The organism is Glycocaulis albus (genome assembly GCF_014639075.1).
In the GTDB taxonomy this organism is placed as follows: Bacteria; Pseudomonadota; Alphaproteobacteria; order Caulobacterales; family Maricaulaceae; genus Glycocaulis; species Glycocaulis albus.
In genome coordinates this window covers 20,929-38,806 of sequence record NZ_BMFS01000013.1, presented here as the reverse complement: position 1 = coordinate 38,806, position 17,878 = coordinate 20,929, and the positions used below count along the sequence as shown (strand labels likewise).

At 63.6% G+C, this 17,878-nt stretch carries 16 protein-coding genes; 4 read left to right on the top strand and 12 right to left on the bottom strand.

Features of this window, described 5'->3' with window-relative positions; all coding sequences use genetic code 11:
* Positions 1-67: 67 nt before the first annotated feature.
* Both IEV75_RS12315 and IEV75_RS12310 read right to left on the bottom strand, forming a co-directional pair.
* The gene (locus tag IEV75_RS12315; RefSeq protein WP_188452879.1) at positions 68-1,783 is read right to left on the bottom strand and encodes an alkaline phosphatase D family protein; all 1,716 of its coding nucleotides are present in this window, start codon (positions 1,781-1,783) and stop codon (positions 68-70) included.
* Between the two features lie 138 nt (positions 1,784-1,921).
* Complete coding sequence (locus tag IEV75_RS12310) at positions 1,922-4,246, bottom strand: TonB-dependent receptor (RefSeq protein ID WP_188452878.1); 2,325 nt, start codon at positions 4,244-4,246, stop codon at positions 1,922-1,924.
* Positions 4,247-4,428: 182 nt separating this feature from the next.
* Between IEV75_RS12310 and IEV75_RS12305 the strand changes: the two genes are divergently transcribed.
* Positions 4,429-5,430 carry an RluA family pseudouridine synthase gene (locus tag IEV75_RS12305; protein WP_188452877.1) on the top strand — a complete coding sequence of 334 codons (1,002 nt, stop codon included), beginning with the start codon at positions 4,429-4,431 and terminating at the stop codon, positions 5,428-5,430.
* Here IEV75_RS12305 and IEV75_RS12300 read toward each other — a convergent pair.
* Entirely contained in the window at positions 5,427-6,317 is an 891-nt protein-coding gene (locus tag IEV75_RS12300; protein WP_188452876.1) for a bile acid:sodium symporter family protein, read from the bottom strand. The two genes, IEV75_RS12305 and IEV75_RS12300, sit on opposite strands and share 4 nt — an antisense overlap.
* A 144-nt stretch (positions 6,318-6,461) precedes the next feature.
* Between IEV75_RS12300 and IEV75_RS12295 the strand changes: the two genes are divergently transcribed.
* The gene (locus IEV75_RS12295; protein ID WP_188452875.1) at positions 6,462-8,141 is read left to right on the top strand and encodes a methyl-accepting chemotaxis protein; all 1,680 of its coding nucleotides are present in this window, start codon (positions 6,462-6,464) and stop codon (positions 8,139-8,141) included.
* 22 nt (positions 8,142-8,163) lie between these two features.
* Here IEV75_RS12295 and IEV75_RS13995 read toward each other — a convergent pair whose 3' ends face one another.
* Positions 8,164-8,295 (bottom strand): hypothetical protein, encoded by a 132-nt coding sequence (locus IEV75_RS13995; RefSeq protein WP_267905781.1) that lies wholly within the window; start codon positions 8,293-8,295, stop codon positions 8,164-8,166.
* 113 nt (positions 8,296-8,408) lie between these two features.
* Positions 8,409-8,966 carry a GNAT family N-acetyltransferase gene (locus IEV75_RS12290; protein ID WP_217981337.1) on the bottom strand — a complete coding sequence of 186 codons (558 nt, stop codon included), beginning with the start codon at positions 8,964-8,966 and terminating at the stop codon, positions 8,409-8,411.
* 229 nt (positions 8,967-9,195) lie between these two features.
* On the opposite strand from IEV75_RS12290, the gene rpoH reads away from it, so the two are divergent.
* Positions 9,196-10,083, top strand: a complete 888-nt coding sequence (rpoH, locus tag IEV75_RS12285; RefSeq protein WP_188452874.1) for an RNA polymerase sigma factor RpoH — start codon at positions 9,196-9,198, stop codon at positions 10,081-10,083.
* Here the strand turns inward: rpoH and IEV75_RS12280 are convergent.
* From IEV75_RS12280 to IEV75_RS12270, 3 genes are read right to left on the bottom strand one after another with little or no spacing between them, the layout of a single operon-like run.
* Positions 10,080-10,466: a type II toxin-antitoxin system VapC family toxin gene (locus IEV75_RS12280; protein ID WP_188452873.1), complete on the bottom strand. Its 387-nt coding sequence runs from the start codon at positions 10,464-10,466 to the stop codon at positions 10,080-10,082. The two genes, rpoH and IEV75_RS12280, sit on opposite strands and share 4 nt — an antisense overlap.
* Positions 10,463-10,696 carry a FitA-like ribbon-helix-helix domain-containing protein gene (locus IEV75_RS12275; RefSeq protein WP_188452872.1) on the bottom strand — a complete coding sequence of 78 codons (234 nt, stop codon included), beginning with the start codon at positions 10,694-10,696 and terminating at the stop codon, positions 10,463-10,465. The genes IEV75_RS12280 and IEV75_RS12275 overlap by 4 nt, the downstream gene beginning before the upstream one ends.
* A gap of 53 nt (positions 10,697-10,749) precedes the next feature.
* On the bottom strand, positions 10,750-11,469 hold the full coding sequence (locus IEV75_RS12270; protein WP_188452871.1) for a lysoplasmalogenase: 720 nt from the start codon (positions 11,467-11,469) through the stop codon (positions 10,750-10,752).
* Between the two features lie 131 nt (positions 11,470-11,600).
* On the opposite strand from IEV75_RS12270, the gene IEV75_RS12265 reads away from it, so the two are divergent.
* Positions 11,601-12,662: a DUF481 domain-containing protein gene (locus tag IEV75_RS12265; protein ID WP_188452870.1), complete on the top strand. Its 1,062-nt coding sequence runs from the start codon at positions 11,601-11,603 to the stop codon at positions 12,660-12,662.
* A 10-nt stretch (positions 12,663-12,672) separates the two neighbouring features.
* Here IEV75_RS12265 and IEV75_RS12260 read toward each other — a convergent pair whose 3' ends face one another.
* The 4 genes from IEV75_RS12260 to IEV75_RS12245 form a co-directional block, all read right to left on the bottom strand.
* Positions 12,673-14,019 (bottom strand): trypsin-like serine peptidase, encoded by a 1,347-nt coding sequence (locus IEV75_RS12260; protein ID WP_188452869.1) that lies wholly within the window; start codon positions 14,017-14,019, stop codon positions 12,673-12,675.
* A gap of 125 nt (positions 14,020-14,144) precedes the next feature.
* Positions 14,145-14,978, bottom strand: coding sequence for a PhzF family phenazine biosynthesis protein (locus tag IEV75_RS12255; protein ID WP_188452868.1), 834 nt, complete (start codon positions 14,976-14,978; stop codon positions 14,145-14,147).
* Positions 14,975-15,529, bottom strand: coding sequence for a thioredoxin family protein (locus IEV75_RS12250; protein WP_188452867.1), 555 nt, complete (start codon positions 15,527-15,529; stop codon positions 14,975-14,977). Before IEV75_RS12250 ends, IEV75_RS12255 begins: the two co-directional genes overlap by 4 nt.
* A 102-nt stretch (positions 15,530-15,631) precedes the next feature.
* Positions 15,632-17,230, bottom strand: a complete 1,599-nt coding sequence (locus tag IEV75_RS12245) for a Na/Pi cotransporter family protein (protein ID WP_188452866.1) — start codon at positions 17,228-17,230, stop codon at positions 15,632-15,634.
* Positions 17,231-17,878: the final 648 nt, after the last annotated feature.

Genomic DNA, 17,878 nt, shown 5'->3' with positions numbered 1-17,878 from the left:
CGACAAGGTTTGGCCGTCTTCATCCGCCATGTCGATGTAATTTCGTGTAATGCCAGCCGCCTGAGCGCTAGCCAATCCGTTCCACCTGCGGCACCGGCCCGCCTTGGGCCGGACGCACCCGCCAGACCCCATCGGCACGGATGGTGAAATCACGGTCCTTGACCGTCGACAGGACCATCTGCTCGGCGACCAGCTCTTCGCGGGTCAGTGTCAGCCGGGTATAGCCCTTGTCCCAGGCATTGTTACGCAGGATTTCCGGGTTACGGTCCTCGGCCATCTGGCCGAAGTCCACGCCCGGCGCATTGACGGTCTCAAAGGGTGACGGACTGGTCACCGACGTGACACCGAACTCGGTGCCGATACGGTTTCCAGACGCATCATGCAGATCGCAGACCCAGGTGTTGTGGGTGTCCCCGGTAAGGACGACGATATCCGCGCCGGCATCCCGGACCGTCTGGTAAAGACGCTCGCGGTCGGCCGGAAACCCGTCCCAACTATCGAGATTCATCGGCACGCCGTGGGCGGTGCGCTGGGCGAAATGCCAGTTGAACCCGCCCTGCAGGCGCATATAGGTGCGCAGCCAGAGCGGTGTCTGGGTGAGGTAATTGGGCGCTTCCAGCCGCCCCATCAACACCTGATTGGCAATGATGCGCCAGGGCTTGCCTGCCTCGACAGACGCAGCCAGTGCCCCGCCGATCATCGCGCGCTGACCGTCATCAATGAGCCGTCGTTCGGGATCACCGATCACTTCCTCGCGCCAGCGCTGCACGGCGGCACGGTTTTCCGGGTCTTCAGGATCGGCTTCCACCGGGATCGGGAAAGTATCGAGCGTGAGTTCCTCCGACCGCGCTGTCAGGCGCGTCTCGACAAAGACGAGTGTTGCCAGATCACCGATCTCCACCGCGCCATAGCGCGCTTTCAGAGGCTCCGCCTCGCGCACGGGCAGCCAGTCATGCCAGGCACGCAGCGCATTGTCGCGTCGGTCTGCCCAATCGCCCTCTGTCTCTGGGTCATGGTTCTCCGCGCCATGGCGCCAGGCATCATTGGCCGTCTCGTGGTCGTCCCAGATCAGTATCCAGGGCGCGCTGGCCTTCAAGGCCTGCAGGTCGGGATCCGAGCAGTAAAGCGCGTGGCGGCGGGCATAATCCTCTTCCGAGAGGATTTCATGCATGGGATCGGGCATGCGGGAGAGCCTGTCGGCATCAGATGTGCCGTACCCCCCATAACCGTACTCGTAGATGTAGTCACCCAGATGGACGACCAGATCGAAATCGCCCTGATCGGCGGCATCCCGGTAGGCGTTGAAGAAGCCGAACGGGTAGTTCGAGCAGGAAAACGCCGCGATGCGGAAGCGGTCGACAGACCCGTCCGGCAAGGTACGCGTGCGGCCAACCGGCGACACCTCATCACCCTGACGGAAGCGGTAGACATATTCCCGGCCCGGCTCCAGCCCCTCGACCAGCGCCTTCACCGGCCGTGCGCCATCAATGGCAATCACACCCTCGCGCGGACCAAGCTCGCGGCGTTCCACAATCGTGTTGAAGCTTTCGTCGGTGGCCACTTCCAGCGTGAGGCGCACATCGCCATCGGCTGTCACAGCGGTCCACACCACAAGGCTCGTCTGATCAGGGTCACCGGAGGCCACACCATGCTTGAATGGGCCATCGGGGGCCGGCAGCGGGTCAAAGCGCGGCGCTTCCTGCGAACAGCCCGCCAGGCCTGCGCCGACGCCTGCCGCCGCCAGAAGCGCGCCCCGGCGTGTCAGATCGAGACGTTTGACCATGATCCTGCCCTTCCCCTGATTTGTCTGTCAGCGAAGCTTGCCTGCCGTTTGTGACAGGCACAAGAAGAAGGGCCGGGCCCGCTGCTCCCTCAAGCAGTAGCCCGGCCCTCTGCGCACTGCCCCCGGCCGTGTGCTGATCTAGAAGTTCACGCCCAGACGGACGCCATAGGTGCGTGGCGAACCGGCAATGAAGGTCGGCAGACCGAACGCCGCTCCGGTATTGCCCGCATCGATGAGGTAGTCCTCATCGGTGAGGTTGGAACCGAACACCTCGCCATACCAGCGGTCGCTCGCCGCATCGAAGCGAAGACGCGCCCGCAAGAGACCATAGGCATCCTGACGCACGCCGGCGAACTCCTGGTTGTTGTTGTCGAAGAAGATGTGGGACTGCCAGCTATAGGCCGGCAGGAAGCTCAGCGTGCCGGCATTGTTCGAGAACAGCTCGGCACGCACGCCAATGGAGGCAGCATGCTCGGGCGCATAGCGGAAGCGGTTGCCCGCCAGAGCCTGGGGCTGGCCACCGGACGTGTCGTTGAAAGTCGCCATGTTGTAGGCATAGGTGGCGAAAACCTGAACCGCATCGGTGACGGCATAATTGCCCTGCAGCTCCAGGCCATACTGGGTAGCCTCACCGGCATTGGACGGGCCAAACTGCCCGGTGAACGGGTCGAACACGCTTGACTGGAAGTTCTCGTATTCGGAATAGAAGACCGAACCGGAAACCGTACCGCGATCAAGCGTGAGGAAGGCGCCTGCCTCGTAGGAGTCTACAATCTCTGCCGGAGCCGTAGAGAAGAAGGTGGGCGAGCCTGTGTCGAGTGCCAGAACGTCCGGGCGGCGGCCACGCGCATAGGAGACCCAGGTGTTCAGGCTGTCGCTGAGCTGATAGGAGGCCACGAGACGCCAGGTGAAATCACCAAAGCTCGCATCGGCGCTTTGTGTGGTTCCGTTCGGCGTGCCCGGCAGAATGAGGAAGGGCGCGAAGGTCACGCGGTTGGCGCCGCCAATATTATTGCCGTAGCCAGAGGTACGCTTGTCCTCATCGGTATAGCGCAGACCGGCTGTGAAGCTGAGCCGGTCTGTTGCCCGCAGCGTGATCTCGCCAAACAGGTCAACGGCTTCCGTGCGGCCCGAATTGCTCGCCTCCTCGCGATAGGTGCCAAGCGGCACGAAACCCATCCCGCCGGAGAGCGCTGCGATGGAAAAGCCGAACGGGCTGGCAAGATCGGTGATGGCCGAAACGGGAACGCCAAGCGCACCGGCCACAAGGGCAGGATCACCGAACGCGCCGGTGGAGACAAAGAAGGCCTGCGCCACCCCTTCGTTGACGATCAGGGGAATACGCTGCGTACCGGACTCATAGAACCAGGTGCCTCCCAGGACAGCGGCTACCCGGGCACCGGCATCATAGGTCAGGCGGAATTCCTGGCTGGTCTGCCGGCCGCGTGCATCTTCAGCGATATTGATGAAGCCAAGGCCGGCGCCGATCGGATCGAAAACCTCGACTGAATCAAACTCGCGATAGCCGGTGATCGAGCTTAGGGTCCACGCATCGCCAAGCGGATATTCGGCCAGAGCCGTCACACCCCAGACCGTACGGTCCAGACCAAGGCCCTGATCGTTTTCAAAGCCCGGGAAGGTGAATAGCGCGGCCGGCGTATACGGGCTGGTGTCACCGCCCGGAGGGGCAATAATGCCGGATTTGAATGAGGTGCCGGGTCCATTGTCTTCCTGATAGTTGCCGATCAGGTCAAAGCTGAACCCGTTATCGAGCCGGGCGGAGAAAACAGCGCGCACCGCGCTCACATCACGGCCCTGCAGAGTGCCGCCCAGCAGATTGTCGATATGGCCGTCGCGGCTGCGGTGCACACCGGCCAGGCGCAGGCCCAGACCTTCGCCGAGCCCGTAATTGACGTGTCCGCCAATCTCGCGCTGCTCGTAATTGCCGATCGCGCCATAGGCGGACGCCGAAAACTCATCCTCGGCCTTGTTCTGGATCAGGTTGATGCCACCAATGAGCGCGCCACGGCCGAACAGGGTCGGCTGCGGACCTTTGGCTACTTCGATGCGTTCCACGTCGAACAGTTCGACATAGGAGCCGCGCGAGCGGGTGATGGAGATGCCGTCCTGGAAGATCGCCACGCGCGATTCCGCATAGGTGTCACCGCTATCGGTGGTGATGCCGCGCAGCGAGTAGCCGGTATTGTTGGGGCTCTGCTCCTGTACGACAAGGCCGGGCGTGAAGGCGGCCATGTCTTCCAGATTGCGGATGTCGAGCCGGTCGATCAGCTCCGCATCGAACGCGGTGACGTTGACCGGCACCTCGGCAAGGGATTGCTCCCGGAACTGGGTGGTGACACGGATGACCTCGACCGGCTGTGCGGTCTCGCTCGACTCAGCAAAGGCCGGAGCGGATACCGCGCCCAGCGCAACCGCCGACATGAGGACAGATTTACGGATCATGATACTGGCTCCCTCGCCCAAAGCGTGCGGCAGGCTTGCCGCGTCAGGGAACGGCTGCTACGCCGCAAATGTGACGTGGCTGCTGCAAACGGGTTACAGATTTTTGATGCGCTGCAGCAGGCCACTGGCGCGTTGCACAAAAAGCACGCACGCCGAGCGGTTAGCCGGGTAAAATTAGAGATATGCAACAAGATGATAGCCGCAGCATAACAGCCACCGGAGAAGATGCCGGTGAGCGGCTGGACCGCTGGATGGCGGCGCAATGGCCGGAGCTCTCACGCTCGCGCTGCAAGGCGCTGGTGGAGGCAGGCGCCCTCCGCGTCAATGGCGAGGTGATGACCGACCCTGCAGCAAAGCTGCGTGAAGGGCATGTCTACACGCTGACCATGCCGCCGCTGGAACCGGCCGCGCCCAAGCCGGAGAATATCCCGCTCGACATATTGCACGAGGATGACGATCTGATCGTCATCAACAAACCGGCAGGCCTGACCGTCCATCCCGGTGCCGGCGCGTGGACGGGCACGCTGGTCCATGCACTGCTTTATCACTGCAAGGACAGCCTCTCAGGTATTGGCGGGGTGGAGCGGCCCGGCATTGTCCACCGGATCGACAAGGATACGTCCGGCGTTCTGGTTGTTGCCAAGAACGATATCGCCCATCGCTATCTCTCCAAACAGTTCGCGAAACACACGGTTGAGCGCGCCTATCTGGCCTTCACGCGCGGCGCGCCCCGTCCGCGCTCCGGCACGGTGGCCACCCGGCTTGCCCGCTCCACGCGTGACCGGCTGAAAATGGCGGTGCTGAAGTGGGAAAGCGCAAACGGCAAGGAAGCGATTACGCATTACCAGGTGCTGGAAATTTTCGGACAGGAAGCCAAGGCCCCTATCGGCACGCCGCTCGCCGCCCTTGTCGAATGCCGGCTGGAAACGGGGCGTACACACCAGATCCGGGTGCATATGGAGCATCTGGGCCATGCGCTGATCGGTGACCGGGTGTATGGCCCGCAAAAGGCCAGTCAGCTGAAAGGCATTCCAGACCTGCCGGAGATCAAGACGCTGGGCCGGCAGGCCCTGCACGCCTCGGTTCTGGGCTTTGTCCACCCGTCAACGCGCGAGGAAATGGTGTTCGAGACGCCCTTGCCCGATGATCTCAAAACGCTGCATGCAGCACTGAAGCGGGTTTAGGTTTCCCTCACCCGCCGCCGCGCCCTCGACGCGACACCTGACCATCGCCGCGCCCAGAGAATAAACCCGCCCGCCGTTACAAACATGAGAAGGCCATAGATCGCCGCTGGCACCGCATAGGCGACATCGCCCAGCATGCCGACCGCCACCACGATGGCGAGCGTCGCATTCTGCAGGCCGCATTCGAGCGTCAGCGCTATGCGCTGCTTCATCTTCAGCATGACAAGGCTCGCCACCGCAAAGGCGACACCCATGGCCGCCACATTCAGGCTGAGCGCAATAAAGCCTGCTTCCGCGAAGCGGCTGGCCATTTCATCCCGGTCGGCGATGAGCGTCGCCAGCACGACAGCGGTGAAAACAATCCCGGACAGCAGCCGTGAATGGCGGTCCAGAGCGTTGGCGATATTCGGCGCGAACTGGCGGATGGCCATCCCGATACCGACCGGCACCACGGTCAGCAGGAAAATCACCAGCCCTGTCGTGACGAGGCCCACCGATGGCGCCTCCGGCCCCATGAACAGGGCGAGCGCAATCATCAGCACAACCGGCACGGTGAACATGGAGGTCAGGCTGGTCAGCGCCGTCAGCGAGATCGACAACGCCACATCACCACGCGCCATGTGGGTGAGCAGATTCGATGTCGTGCCGCCAGGGCACGCCGCCAGCAGGACGATGCCCACCTTCAGAACCGGCGGGGCCGGCAGGAAGGCAACGATCGCCATCGCGAGCAAGGGCAGCGAAATATACTGCAGCACCGCGCCCACCAGCAGCGCTTTGGGCTTCGTGAATATGCGCCGGAAATCAGCCGGCGTCAGTCCGACGCCCAATGCCAGCATGATGAAGGCCAGGGCGAGCGGGAGGAGAATCTGTCCGATAAAGCTGTCCATGCGGGGACGTTAGCCGCCGCCGCACAGATTCGTCACCTGCCAATCCTCACACAGAACAGATAGCACCCCGTGCCGGGACAATATGGTTTACCAGCGGTTCACTCGAAGCTGCGCATAGCAGTATGCAAAGCAGGAGAATTTCACATGAGCATTCGCGTCAAGATCATGGCCGCTGTGGGCGTGCTGGGCATTGTATCGGTCATTCTGGCCGGTCTCGGCATCCAGAGCATGCAGGCCTACAATACCCGCGTTGCCGCCTATGAGAACGCCGCTACGCGCGCCTATTATGGCGAACATCTCAACCGGCTGGTAACCGGCGTGGTGATGGAAGCGCGCGGCATCTACGCGTCGCGGACCACCGAGCAGGCCACACCCTTCGCGCAAGGCCTCATGCGGCAGCTGGACGATATTGACGCCCTCCTTGATCAATGGAGTGCGGCCATCCCGGGATCCGGCGAGGACCGGGTGCTGTTCGAAGCGGTCCGTTCCCGCACCGCCGAGTTCCGTGCCTTCCGTGCGGAAACGGCGCGCCTTGGCACCGATGTCGATCCGGCGCAAGCCAATATCCAGGGCAATAATGATGCTAACCGTTCGAACCGGCGGGCCTATCAACAGGAAATCGATGCCGTTGTGGACCGGGACCGCGCGCAGCTCGACGCCATCGAGGCGGAGCTTGCCAGCTTCTACCGTACGCGTTTCATCATGCTGACAGGCATTGCTATTCTGGGGGTCCTTGGAGCTCTGGGCTTTGCGCTTTATGTCGCCATCTTCCAGGTCAGCCGCCCGCTCACCAGGGTAACGGATGTTCTTGAACAGGTGGCAGGCGGCGATCTCACGGTCGAGGTGCCGGCGGTCAAGACGCGTGACGAAATCGGCCAGCTCTGGTCGACAGTGGGTGTGCTGCGCACGGCACTGGCCGATGCCGAGGCGCTGAAAGCCGAGCAGGAACAGACCGAGGCGCGTCAGCGCGAGATGCAGCGCCAGATGATGATCGAGACCGCTGACCGGTTCGAAGCCGAGGTGGGCAGCCTGCTGACCGATGTGATCCAGGCCGCCTCCCAGGTTTATTCCTCTGCCGGCATCGTTGACACGAATGCTACGCGCACTACCGAGGAGTCCAGTTCGGCGGCAGCCGCGTCGGAGGAAACCTCCGCCAATGTGCAATCTGTAGCGTCGGCATCGGAAGAGCTGTCCGCATCCATCCAGGAGATCTCGCGCCAGATTTCAGAGGCGTCAGCCCTTATCGGCGAAGCAGTGGGCCAGGCCCGCGCGACCGACGCCGATGTACGTACGCTGGCGGACAATGCCAGCAAGGTCGGAGAAGTCGTCACGCTCATCCAGGGCATTGCCGAGCAGACCAATCTTCTGGCGCTCAACGCCACTATCGAGGCGGCACGGGCCGGAGAGGCTGGCAAAGGGTTCGCCGTGGTGGCCAATGAGGTGAAAGCGCTGGCAACACAGACGGCCAAGGCGACCGGCGATATCGAGGCACAGATGACGGCCATCGAGGCGGCCACCGGCCATGCGGTGGAACGCATTGCCGACATCGTCAAGCGCATCGGCGATCTCAACACGCTGGCGGGCGGGGTAGCAGCATCAGCCGAGCAGCAAGGTGCCGCAACCGGCGACATTGCCCGGGCCATTCAGGAAGCAGCGGCTGGTGCCAGCCAGATCGCGTCGACCATCGAGGCGCTCAACCAGATTTCCGACGGAAATGCGCAAGCCTCCGGCGCGCTGCTGGAAGCCTGCAAGACGCTCAACTCGCGGTCTGAAGAGCTGAAAGGTCAGATGACCCGCTTCGTGTCAGGCATCAAGGCAGCCTGAGGCTGCCTGAAGGCTTTCGCGGCTAGAAGATCACGATATAGGCGATCACGATGCCTATGACTGCCAGCACGACCCCGCCGACCAGAGCGTGGCGCGTCATGTGATTGGGAGCCGGTTCGCCCTGACGGGCTTCGGTTTTCTTCTTCTCGATCATGGCGCGTCTCCTCTATTGCGGACAGCAAGTGCTGGGCAGGCCTCGCGGGCCGTCCAGCGGTTGCATACCCTGATAACGCGCAACCAGAAATCCGGTTCCGTTGAAAGCCGGTCTCAGACAGCCCTGCCCATGACCCAGTCGCAGTAAACATTGCCGCCAACGTCAAAGCTTCGCTCGCCCAGCGCCTCGAAGCCGGCACGGCCGTAGAAGGCCAGCGCCCGCTCATTGCCCTTGTAGACGCCAAGCACCACGTTTGTGCGGCCGCTCTCGCGCGCATGTTCGAGCGCCGTGCCGATCAGCCTGCGGCCAAGGCCCGATCCGTGCAGGCGCGACAGCACATAGATGCGCTTGATCTCGATATCCTTCGGACCGGTCGGGACCGGCAGGTCGGGCGATGCCAGATGGAGGTAGCCGACCGGCGCAGCACCGGGCGCCATCTCGGCAAGCCAGAGAGCCTGCGCGCTGTCTGCAAGGGCCCGCGCATAAACTTGCGGCGTGTGGCGTTCCTGACAGTGACGCACGATGCCCTGCCCGTCGACAATGCCTGCGTAGGATTCCAGGAAGCTTGCCGCCCCGACCAGGGCCAGCGCAGCCTCATCGCCCGGGACCGCCCGGCGGATGGCAATAGATGGCGCGTTCATGGGGCCAGCGATACCGGCAGAATCGCACATCTGGCAAGCCAGCCTTTCTGAAACGTCACGGGACAAATCCGGGCCGGTTTCATATTCTTGACGTGAGAGGTGAGGATTTCTTCACCGGCTGCCTCTCGCATCGGGCCTGCTGCCACCCTAAATGGACTGTTGCTGCGCCGCCGGATGGTGGCGCGGCGAAACGGGGGCGGCAGCCCGTGCGTTGGTTTGAAGACCTGTACGCGCTGCGCGCCAAGGGAGGAGTTTGAACATGAACGCCATGCGTCTGGCATCACTGTCGCCCGAAGGCGGGCTGTCGCGCTATCTCACCGAGATACGCAAATTTCCGATGCTGGAAAAGGATGAGGAATTCATGCTGGCCAAGCGCTGGGTCGAGCATGAGGACTCCGAAGCCGCCCACAAGCTCGTCACCTCCCACTTGCGCCTCGTGGCCAAGATCGCCATGGGCTATCGCGGCTATGGCCTGCCGATTGCCGAGGTGATTTCCGAAGGCAATGTGGGCCTGATGCAGGCCGTCAAGAAATTCGACCCCGACAAGGGTTTCCGGCTTGCCACCTATGCGATGTGGTGGATCCGCGCGAGCATACAGGAATATATCCTGCGCTCCTGGAGCCTCGTGAAAATGGGCACAACGGCCGCGCAGAAGAAGCTGTTCTTCAACCTGCGCCGCATGAAGAGCCAGATGCAGGCCCTTGAAGAAGGCGATCTGCACCCCGACCAGGTGGAGACGATCGCCACCAAGCTCGGCGTGACCAATGATGATGTGATCTCGATGAACCGGCGCCTGTCAGGCCCGGATGCGTCCCTGAACGCGCCGATGCGCGTCGATGGCGACGCAGAGTGGCAAGACTGGCTCTCCGACGATGAGGCCGAGGGCGCAGAAGACAGCCTTGTGGAAAGCGACGAGTTTTCTGCCCGGATGACGCTTCTGCAGGAAGCCATGGGCGGGCTCAATGAGCGTGAGCGCCACATTATCGAGGAGCGGCGCCTGGCGGAGGAGCCCAAGACGCTGGAAGAGCTTGCGGAAGTCTACAATGTCAGCCGCGAACGCATCCGCCAGATCGAGGTGCGCGCCTTTGAGAAATTGCAGACCGAGATGAAGCGCCTCGCCGAAGAACGTGGACTGGTGGCGGCCTAGCTTATCACCGCTACGAGATCGCTGGCGGACGCCGCGAGGCGGGCATCGCGCGTCAGCAATGGCATGTCCAACACCTCTGCCAGAGCAACGTAGGAAGCGCCATAGGCGGAAATCGCGTGTCTCAGCTCCCATATCCGGGGCAGCAGAAAATCGTGCGGATACCGCCGCAGGGGGAAGCCCGCGAGATCGGCAAGGGCGTCTGCGCCGACACTGGCGGAAATCTTTCCGCTCAGCGCAAACTTACGGATCACCTGCGCGGCTTCCACATCGATCAGGTGGGGCGCATGGAGGCTGGTGCCCGACTCGAACATTAGCGCCTCAAGCTGCGAAGCCGCAGGAGACCTCAGCAGTACTTCCAGCAGCGCCGACGCATCAACAATCATCCCGCGCGGTCGCGCTCTGCCCTCACCGCAGCGGCAATGTCAGCATCGGCTGCGAGAGGAGGCCTCGCGTGAAGCCGGGCGCGCAATTCCTCAAGGCTTGGCCGCTCGGCCAGCTGACGCAGCTCAGCAAGCAGGTAGTCGGAAAGCGACATGCCAGCGAGTGCCGCGCGCGCTTTAAGCGTGCGGTGCAGCGCATCGGGCACATTGCGTATCTGGACCATCACCGTCATGTGATAAACATACTTGCATGTGCATCACATGTAAATCGCGCCGGAAACTGACCCTACCCGGCCGCCTCCTGCTTGCGCCTGACGATACCCACCGCAAGGCAGAACTGCGCCGCGAAATAGGTGATCCACACGGCCACGCCGCCCCAGTCCAGCCCGTCAAAGACAAGCACCTCGCGGAACAGCCGGGCGGCAATCAGGCTGTCGGAGATCAGGAAAAGCAAGGCACCGGCGACTATCAGCCGGGGGCCGCGCACCAGGCCTGCGGCAATCACCATGAGAAGAATGATGCCAAGATAGGCGCTGGCGGGGACAAAAAGCTCGCCCATGCCCGGGCGCAGCCATACAAACATGGCGATGCCAAAGGCCAGCAGGGCCGCGGCCAGCACCAGCCCGTCCCTGCGCCAGCCATTCTTGATGATGAACCCCGTAAAAATCGCCAGATAGACCAGATGGGCCACACCGAAAAACCCTATGCCGGCCTGCATGGCAGGCGGGTTCAGGGCAAGGGCGAAATCGCCGCCTGCCGAGAGGAGGAGAGCAAGGGCCAGCACGAACGCCTTGCGGAAGGCGGCGTACATGGCAAGCAGGATGATCCCGCTGACCTTCACCAGGGCGATCTGGCCGCCGCCCGCCGTCACCTGGTCGAGCACCAGGAATACCAGGGCGGCAAACACCGCCACACCGAGATAGGCCGGACCTGTCCATTCAGGGATCAGCGGACCGGTTTCGCGATAGCGGTTGGCGGATGAAAACTCGTCACCTTGCTCGGACATGCAGATCAACTCCATAGGGTGTTTGGCCTCGGCCACGCGATCAGGCTAGAACAGCTTCGCCTGCGCCAGAACCCCCCTTCGGCGCAAGGCCCGTTAACCCGGCCCGCATGTCCTCCAAGGGAGACACCCCCATGTCGCCTCGCGCCAGCGCTCGACCCGTCCTGCAGGCTCTCGCCGTCGCGCTGGCCCTGTCGGGAGGAATAGCCGCCGCGCAGGATGCAGAGCTTCCCGGCGCTCTGGCCGAGTTGCTGCAAGCCGCCAACGAACAGGGAGCGGCAGACTTCACGCGCGCGGTCCAGCTGATCGCGCTCACGCGTCCGGCAGACGAGATAGTACGCGCCGCCGAAGCGCTGGGACGCGGCAATGCGGCCCGCCGCGCACTCGGCCTGGAGCCCGTCCTGCTAGCCGAGGAGGCGGCGCGCGCAGCCGCCGTGGAGATGGAAGAGGATGAAGAGGACGGCAAGGATGACGGTCTTGAGGACGACTCTTCCGGCCTCGGCAGTACGGTCGTCGCTGCGCCCATGTCGATCGCGCGTACACTTGCCAATGGCCGGTTCGAGCTGTGGGAAGGGCGCGCGAGCCTCGGCATACGCTTTGATTCCGGCAATACGGCGCGCGAGGACTACACCTTTGCGCTGCAGGTCCGCCGCGAGCTCTCCGGCTGGGGGTTTCAGGGCGATATAGACTACGCATACTCGGAGGTGAACGGCACAATAGGGCGTGACAATTTCCGCACCCGGCTGCGCGGCGAGCGCGAGGCTGGCGAGCGCTTCACCTATTTTGCTGCCGCCGACTACGAACGCGACCGTATCGCCAGCTTTGACTGGACAGCCTTCGCGGGCGTTGGCGCAGGTTACCGCGTGCTCACAAGACCTGGCCGGACGTGGATATTGCGGGCCGGTCCCGGCATCCGGATGCTGGCAGAGCCGGGCAATGGCACGCAGACGGTAGGCGCGCTGGATATCGGCTCGGATGTCGCGCTGCAGCTGACTGAATCGCTCAACTTCACATCGGAAACGAGCGTGCTGGTCGCCGATACCAGCCGTATCGATCAGCTGTTCGGCCTCACCACCGATCTCAACGAGCTGTGGTCAGTGCGGCTGCAATACCGGTACCGGTACGAATTCGAACCCAATCCCGGATTTGAGAAGGGTGATAGCCGCACCGACATCTCGATCGTGCGGGAGTTCTGACACGCCGGGTTTACCCGCCAGACTTGATTGCGACAGGCGCGCCCGGCTTTCCGGGGCCTTGCGGGCGTACGCCGCCTGCGCCAATTCGCCCTGCCGCGAAATCATCGAGCAGATGCGCCCAGCGGCTGGAGCGCGACGAAATATAGATGAACGGGCCGTCCGGATTGCTGCGGAAATTGGAGTCCGTGGCAATGATCTGCCACTCGCCATTCTCATATACCATGAAAGGTGAGCCGGAATCGCCGCGTGTCGTGTCGCAATCATGGGAAATCGTGTCATCGGGATAGGCGATCAGGATGCGGCAATCCTCATTGCCTGACAGATTGCTGCCGGTATCCCAGGAGTATCCGGCCTGCCAGATGCGCGCACTCTGGACCTCACGCTCGCTGCGGTCTGCAACTATGTCGAGAACGCCCACATGGCCGAGTTCGTCACCCAGCGGCTGGTCGAGGCGTAACAGGGCCCAGTCCGTACCATCGATCTCGTCGGTCTGGCTGAAGCGCTGGCTGTCCCATTCTTCATCGATCAGATGATCGACGACACGGGCCGTGCGCGGGCCGCCGGGAAGGGCGAACCCTGTGGTGAACACGCCGCCGGCATAGAGCTGACCCTCGCTATGGATACAGTGGGCAGCCGTGGCAATGACATTGGGCGCCACGAGCGTGGCCGTGCAGGTGCCGCCCCGGTCAGCCTGGATCGTGCCGATAACGCTCCACGGAAACTGCGCCGTATCCATCATCACACGGTCATCATTGCCGAAGAAATGGTCGTTGATCGTCAGGGGCCGGTGACGGCCTCCGCAATCCGAACGGTCGGTGCGCGCGGGGCAACGGCCCGTGCCCGTCCCGGGTTCATCGCAGACGCCGTCAAAGGCGAACTCGCAGGAATCATTGCGGAAGCGCAAGTGGGTGACATCACCGCAATCGGTCACGTCCGTGCCTTGCGTGCACGCTCCGGTGCCGAAGCCCGGCTCGTCACACTCCCCGTCATTGGCCCAGCGGCAGCTATCGTCTTCCTGGCCGGAAACGATACGCCAGCAATCGGAATAATCCGTGCCCGCGGTGCACGCGCCCGTCCCGATACCGGGATCATCACACTCGCCATCATTGGCGTGGCGGCAGGAGTCGTCGCCCGTATAGCCAGCTGGTCCCGCCCCGCCCGGCCGCTGCGGCGCGGGTTTCTGGAATTGCTGAAGTATGCGGGTGTAGTCACGCGAGGTCAGGATGGTCGGATCGGAGAGCGTGGCTTCGGGCGCCCCGGGCCCGTTCGCACCTGTTTCAGCGCGATCCTGATACGCCGCAAAAGCCGAAATGGCGATTCCCGCCGCCAGCGCCACAGCGCCCAGAAAAGCCCGCATATTCTGCAATCCCCTCAATACGGCGCGATGCCGGCCTCGCCCCTTGCATCGCACACCCGCAAATCATAGCCACCTGACCATGACCGACAGGGCAAAGGCAAGCATTGTATTGGGGGGTTAAATGCCTACAGGTATAGCCGGCCCTCGACAAAGAGCCGCGCGCGGCCTTCAAGGCCCACACGGCCGTCTGCCGGAGCTGCAGATCCGGCTTTCACGATCAGATGTCCGGGGCGCGGTCCGGTCTGGCGGGCACTAAGGACATCCTTGCCCAGCCTTTCCGCCCAGAAAGGAGCCAGCGCGCAATGGGCCGAGCCGGTAACGGGATCCTCGTCAATGCCGATCGCCTGAGCAAACAGGCGGGAGACGAAATCGCTGCCCGTGCCGCCCGCTGCCGTGACGCTCCAGAGTGCGCCGCTTTCCTTCAGACGGCGCATGTCCGGCGACAGGGCGGCGACGGTCCTGGCGCTGTCAAACACTGCGAGATACCACGGCCAGGGCTCCGCCCGCACCAGCTCGAAGACCTCCACAGCACCCACGCCGAGGCCGTCAATGCCGTCGGGCCGGTTCTCCAAGCGCTTTACGGCAATAGCGGGAAAATCCATGGCGTAAAGACCCGGCGTGGCAGTGCGCGTCACACTCATGGGTCCGGAGCGGGTCGAAAAGCTTGCCACGTCCCCTGCCACGCTGCCATTGCCAAGAAGCCATGCCCCTGCTGCGAGCGTTGCGTGCCCGCAGAAATCCACCTCGGCACCCGGAGTGAACCAGCGCAAGCGCCAGTGATCCGCGCCGTCGGCCAGCAGATAGGCGGTCTCCGACAGATTGTTGGAGCGCGCTATCCCGGCCAGGGTTTCGTCATCAAGCTCGTCCTCCAGCGCAACTACAGCAGCCGGATTTCCGGTATGCGGGGCATCACCGTCACAAAAGGCATGCAGCTCTGCAAAGGGCAGCTTTGTCGTCATGGACGCGATATGATTGCCCGGTCCGCGTTGGCGGGCACGGGCGCTTCGGCATAACGGGTGAGATAGTCGAGCACGTCCTGCGCATTGCGCTCACGCGCGGTGCGCCATTCAGCCGAGGTGCCGGTATTGATGATCTCGCCATCGGCTGTGGTGATGATCACGGTCGGCACACCTTCCAGCCCGTCCATGCCAAAACGGGCCACTACATCCATATTGCGCTCATACCGGCCGACATCGACCGCGACGATCTCGTAATGCGCATCGGCGTATTCACGCACCGGTTCCAGCTCAAGCATGCCGGCAAATATCCGGCAGTCCGGGCACCAGTTTCCGCCGAACTTTACCAGCACCCGCGTGCCGCGTTCCGCGGCACGCTCATAGGCCGCATCCAGCTCGCCATGGGCGTCGGCCTCGGCGCTGTAAGGCGCATCAATGGCGGTTATCTCAAGACTGGACAAATCCGTTTCCTCAGGCTCGGGCGAGCAGGCGGCGACACCCAGCATCATCAGTGAAACACAAGTGGCGGCAAGACGCATAACCGTTCCTTTCATGCCCTTTTCTCTCCTGCAAGTTAGGGCGCCCTGCCCGGCATGACCATCGGCGTTCGCGTTTAGCTGCCCTGAAGGGGCTGCGCAGCTGTGCTGTGGCGCGGATCAAGATTGCCCATTGTCTCCGTTCAGCCAGTCGCCCAGCCGTTGCCGCCCGTCGCGGGCCGAGAGGGCGATACGCCGCAAGACCTGTGCACGGACAAGGCCGGTATCCACCGGTCCCAGCCCGGCCGAGCCATCGGCCAGCGCTGCCAGAAGCGCGCTCTTCAGCGTCTGGAAGGCCTTCTCGGTATCCGCTGCGGTGTCGGCGAAGGTTTCGCGGTCTGCGGCCGCTGCAAGGCTGGCGCGCACCTGGTCGTCTATCGCCTGCCAGGCGGGTTTCAGGGCCGGTCCCGTGCGCGGCGCAGGCAGGGCCTGCAACTGCGCGCTCGCCTGCAACACCTCCTCGGCATGCTGGATCACGCGCACAAGGTCTGCCAGCACCTTGCCGCTTTGCGGGGCCAACGTGGTTTGCGTCAACCTGTCTATGAAGTCGCGGATGGCGTCTGCCAGATCGGACAAGGCGTCGTGGCGGTGGTCCGGCCCCGCGCTGCGCCTGCCCGGCGCGGCAAGGCGCGCGGCGGCAAGATCAAGCGCCAAGGCATGCAGACGCCAGCACTCCAGTGCGAGGGAGCGCACCGCCAGGGCCGGTGTCTGCAACAAGTTGGAATCGAGAAATTCCGGGCGGGAGAGCGCTTCGTCCGGCGTACCGAACAGACCTGCCAGCCAGCGCGTGAGGCGCGGGGCGAGCGGCAGGATGAGCAGCACGCCCAGCACGTTGAACAGGGTGTGGAAAGCGGCGAGCCGGCCCGGCGTGTCATCCACCAGATGCGCGCCGTCCAGCACGCCTTCGGAGGCCCACAGAAGCAGTGGCAACAGGGCCAGCGCCGCGAGCGCCGTCACCGCATTGAACGCGACATGGGCCATCGCCACGCGCCGCGCGGCCGGTGTCGCGCCGATGGTCGCCAGCAGCGCGGTGGAGGTGGTGCCGATATTGGCGCCGATCACGGCCGCCGCCGCCAGCGGCAGCGGCACAGCGCCGCCCGCGCTCGCCGACAGGGTGATGGCGATGGCGGCGCTGGAGGACTGGGTGAGCGTGGTCAGCAGCGCGCCAACGAGAACAAACACAGGGATGGCGAATATCCCGGCCTCCTCCAGGTTGAGGGCCGCGATTTGCGGGGCAAGGCCGGAAAAGGCCTGCTGCAGCAGGCCGACGCCGAGGAAAAACAGGCCGAAGCCCGCAACCGCCTGCGCCGCGCCGCCAAGCCTGGGGCGGGATTTGAGCGCTAGCCCGGCTATCATCCCCAGCCCGATCAGCGGCAGGGCGAGCGCGCCCCAGTCAAGCTTCAGGCCCACTTGCGAGACCAGCCAGCCCGTCATCGTGGTGCCGACATTGGCGCCGAACACGACCCAGATCGCCTGACCCAGCGTCAACAGGCCGGCGTTCACAAACCCTATCGTGGCCACGGTTACCGCGCTGGAAGACTGCACCGCAGCGGTGATGAACGCGCCCGCCACGAGGCCGCGCGCGCGAGTGCGCGTCCACGCGCCCAGAATGGATTTGAGCGCATCGCCGGCAGCGGTTTTGAGTCCGTCCGTCATCAGCGCCATGCCGAGAAGAAAGAGACCGAGGCCACCGAGCAATGGCGCGAGAATGCTTGTCATCGTGCGTTGGCGGCCTTCCGCTTATTCCCGATACGGAAGGATTAGCACTGTGAGCGGGTGAGGGGGAGGGGTGGTTCTCGCTCGAATGGACCAACACCCCCATCCCCGCCGGCCTCCCAGTCTGGACCGCGCATACTCTACACCCGCAGACACCGAAGCGGTATCCAGACAATCAAACGGGACGAAACACGCAGGCGGGGAATGCGTTGCGAAACTAAAAAACTCTGGGTTCCGGGTCTCGCCGCAGGCTCGCCCGGAATGACGAAGGGGGAGGGCAATGCGGGTGATAGCGTGGTGGGGGGGGTGAAGAATGTATCCCGGGTCAAGCCCGGGAACCCGGTTGAGAGGTGCGGTGATAAACACCGGGTCCCCGGCCCCTGAGCCGGGGTCCAGAGATCATAGCGCAGAGACAGTGGATACAGCTCTGGGTTCCCGCCTTCGCGCGAACGACGAGAGGTTGGATGTCCCAGATGCGTTTCACCGGCGTAAGCCGGTGCCCAGTCTTTTCTGATCCCGGCTCGGGGGCCGGGAAAACGAAGGGTGGTGGACAAGGGTTTGAGATCCGGAAGAACAAAAGAATGGTCCCCGGCTCACAGGCCGGGGACCCGGTATGGTTGGCTATTGGAAAAACTTGCCAGGTTCCCGGCC

Coding starts and splice junctions, on each gene's coding strand:
- IEV75_RS12315 (WP_188452879.1), bottom strand. CDS start 1,783: ATGGTCAAACGTCTCGATCTGACACGCCGGGGCGCGCTTCTGGCGGCG.
- IEV75_RS12310 (WP_188452878.1), bottom strand. CDS start 4,246: ATGATCCGTAAATCTGTCCTCATGTCGGCGGTTGCGCTGGGCGCGGTA.
- IEV75_RS12305 (WP_188452877.1), top strand. CDS start 4,429: ATGCAACAAGATGATAGCCGCAGCATAACAGCCACCGGAGAAGATGCC.
- IEV75_RS12300 (WP_188452876.1), bottom strand. CDS start 6,317: ATGGACAGCTTTATCGGACAGATTCTCCTCCCGCTCGCCCTGGCCTTC.
- IEV75_RS12295 (WP_188452875.1), top strand. CDS start 6,462: ATGAGCATTCGCGTCAAGATCATGGCCGCTGTGGGCGTGCTGGGCATT.
- IEV75_RS13995 (WP_267905781.1), bottom strand. CDS start 8,295: ATGATCGAGAAGAAGAAAACCGAAGCCCGTCAGGGCGAACCGGCTCCC.
- IEV75_RS12290 (WP_217981337.1), bottom strand. CDS start 8,966: ATGTGCGATTCTGCCGGTATCGCTGGCCCCATGAACGCGCCATCTATT.
- rpoH (WP_188452874.1), top strand. CDS start 9,196: ATGAACGCCATGCGTCTGGCATCACTGTCGCCCGAAGGCGGGCTGTCG.
- IEV75_RS12280 (WP_188452873.1), bottom strand. CDS start 10,466: ATGATTGTTGATGCGTCGGCGCTGCTGGAAGTACTGCTGAGGTCTCCT.
- IEV75_RS12275 (WP_188452872.1), bottom strand. CDS start 10,696: ATGACGGTGATGGTCCAGATACGCAATGTGCCCGATGCGCTGCACCGC.
- IEV75_RS12270 (WP_188452871.1), bottom strand. CDS start 11,469: ATGTCCGAGCAAGGTGACGAGTTTTCATCCGCCAACCGCTATCGCGAA.
- IEV75_RS12265 (WP_188452870.1), top strand. CDS start 11,601: ATGTCGCCTCGCGCCAGCGCTCGACCCGTCCTGCAGGCTCTCGCCGTC.
- IEV75_RS12260 (WP_188452869.1), bottom strand. CDS start 14,019: ATGCGGGCTTTTCTGGGCGCTGTGGCGCTGGCGGCGGGAATCGCCATT.
- IEV75_RS12255 (WP_188452868.1), bottom strand. CDS start 14,978: ATGACGACAAAGCTGCCCTTTGCAGAGCTGCATGCCTTTTGTGACGGT.
- IEV75_RS12250 (WP_188452867.1), bottom strand. CDS start 15,529: ATGAAAGGAACGGTTATGCGTCTTGCCGCCACTTGTGTTTCACTGATG.
- IEV75_RS12245 (WP_188452866.1), bottom strand. CDS start 17,230: ATGACAAGCATTCTCGCGCCATTGCTCGGTGGCCTCGGTCTCTTTCTT.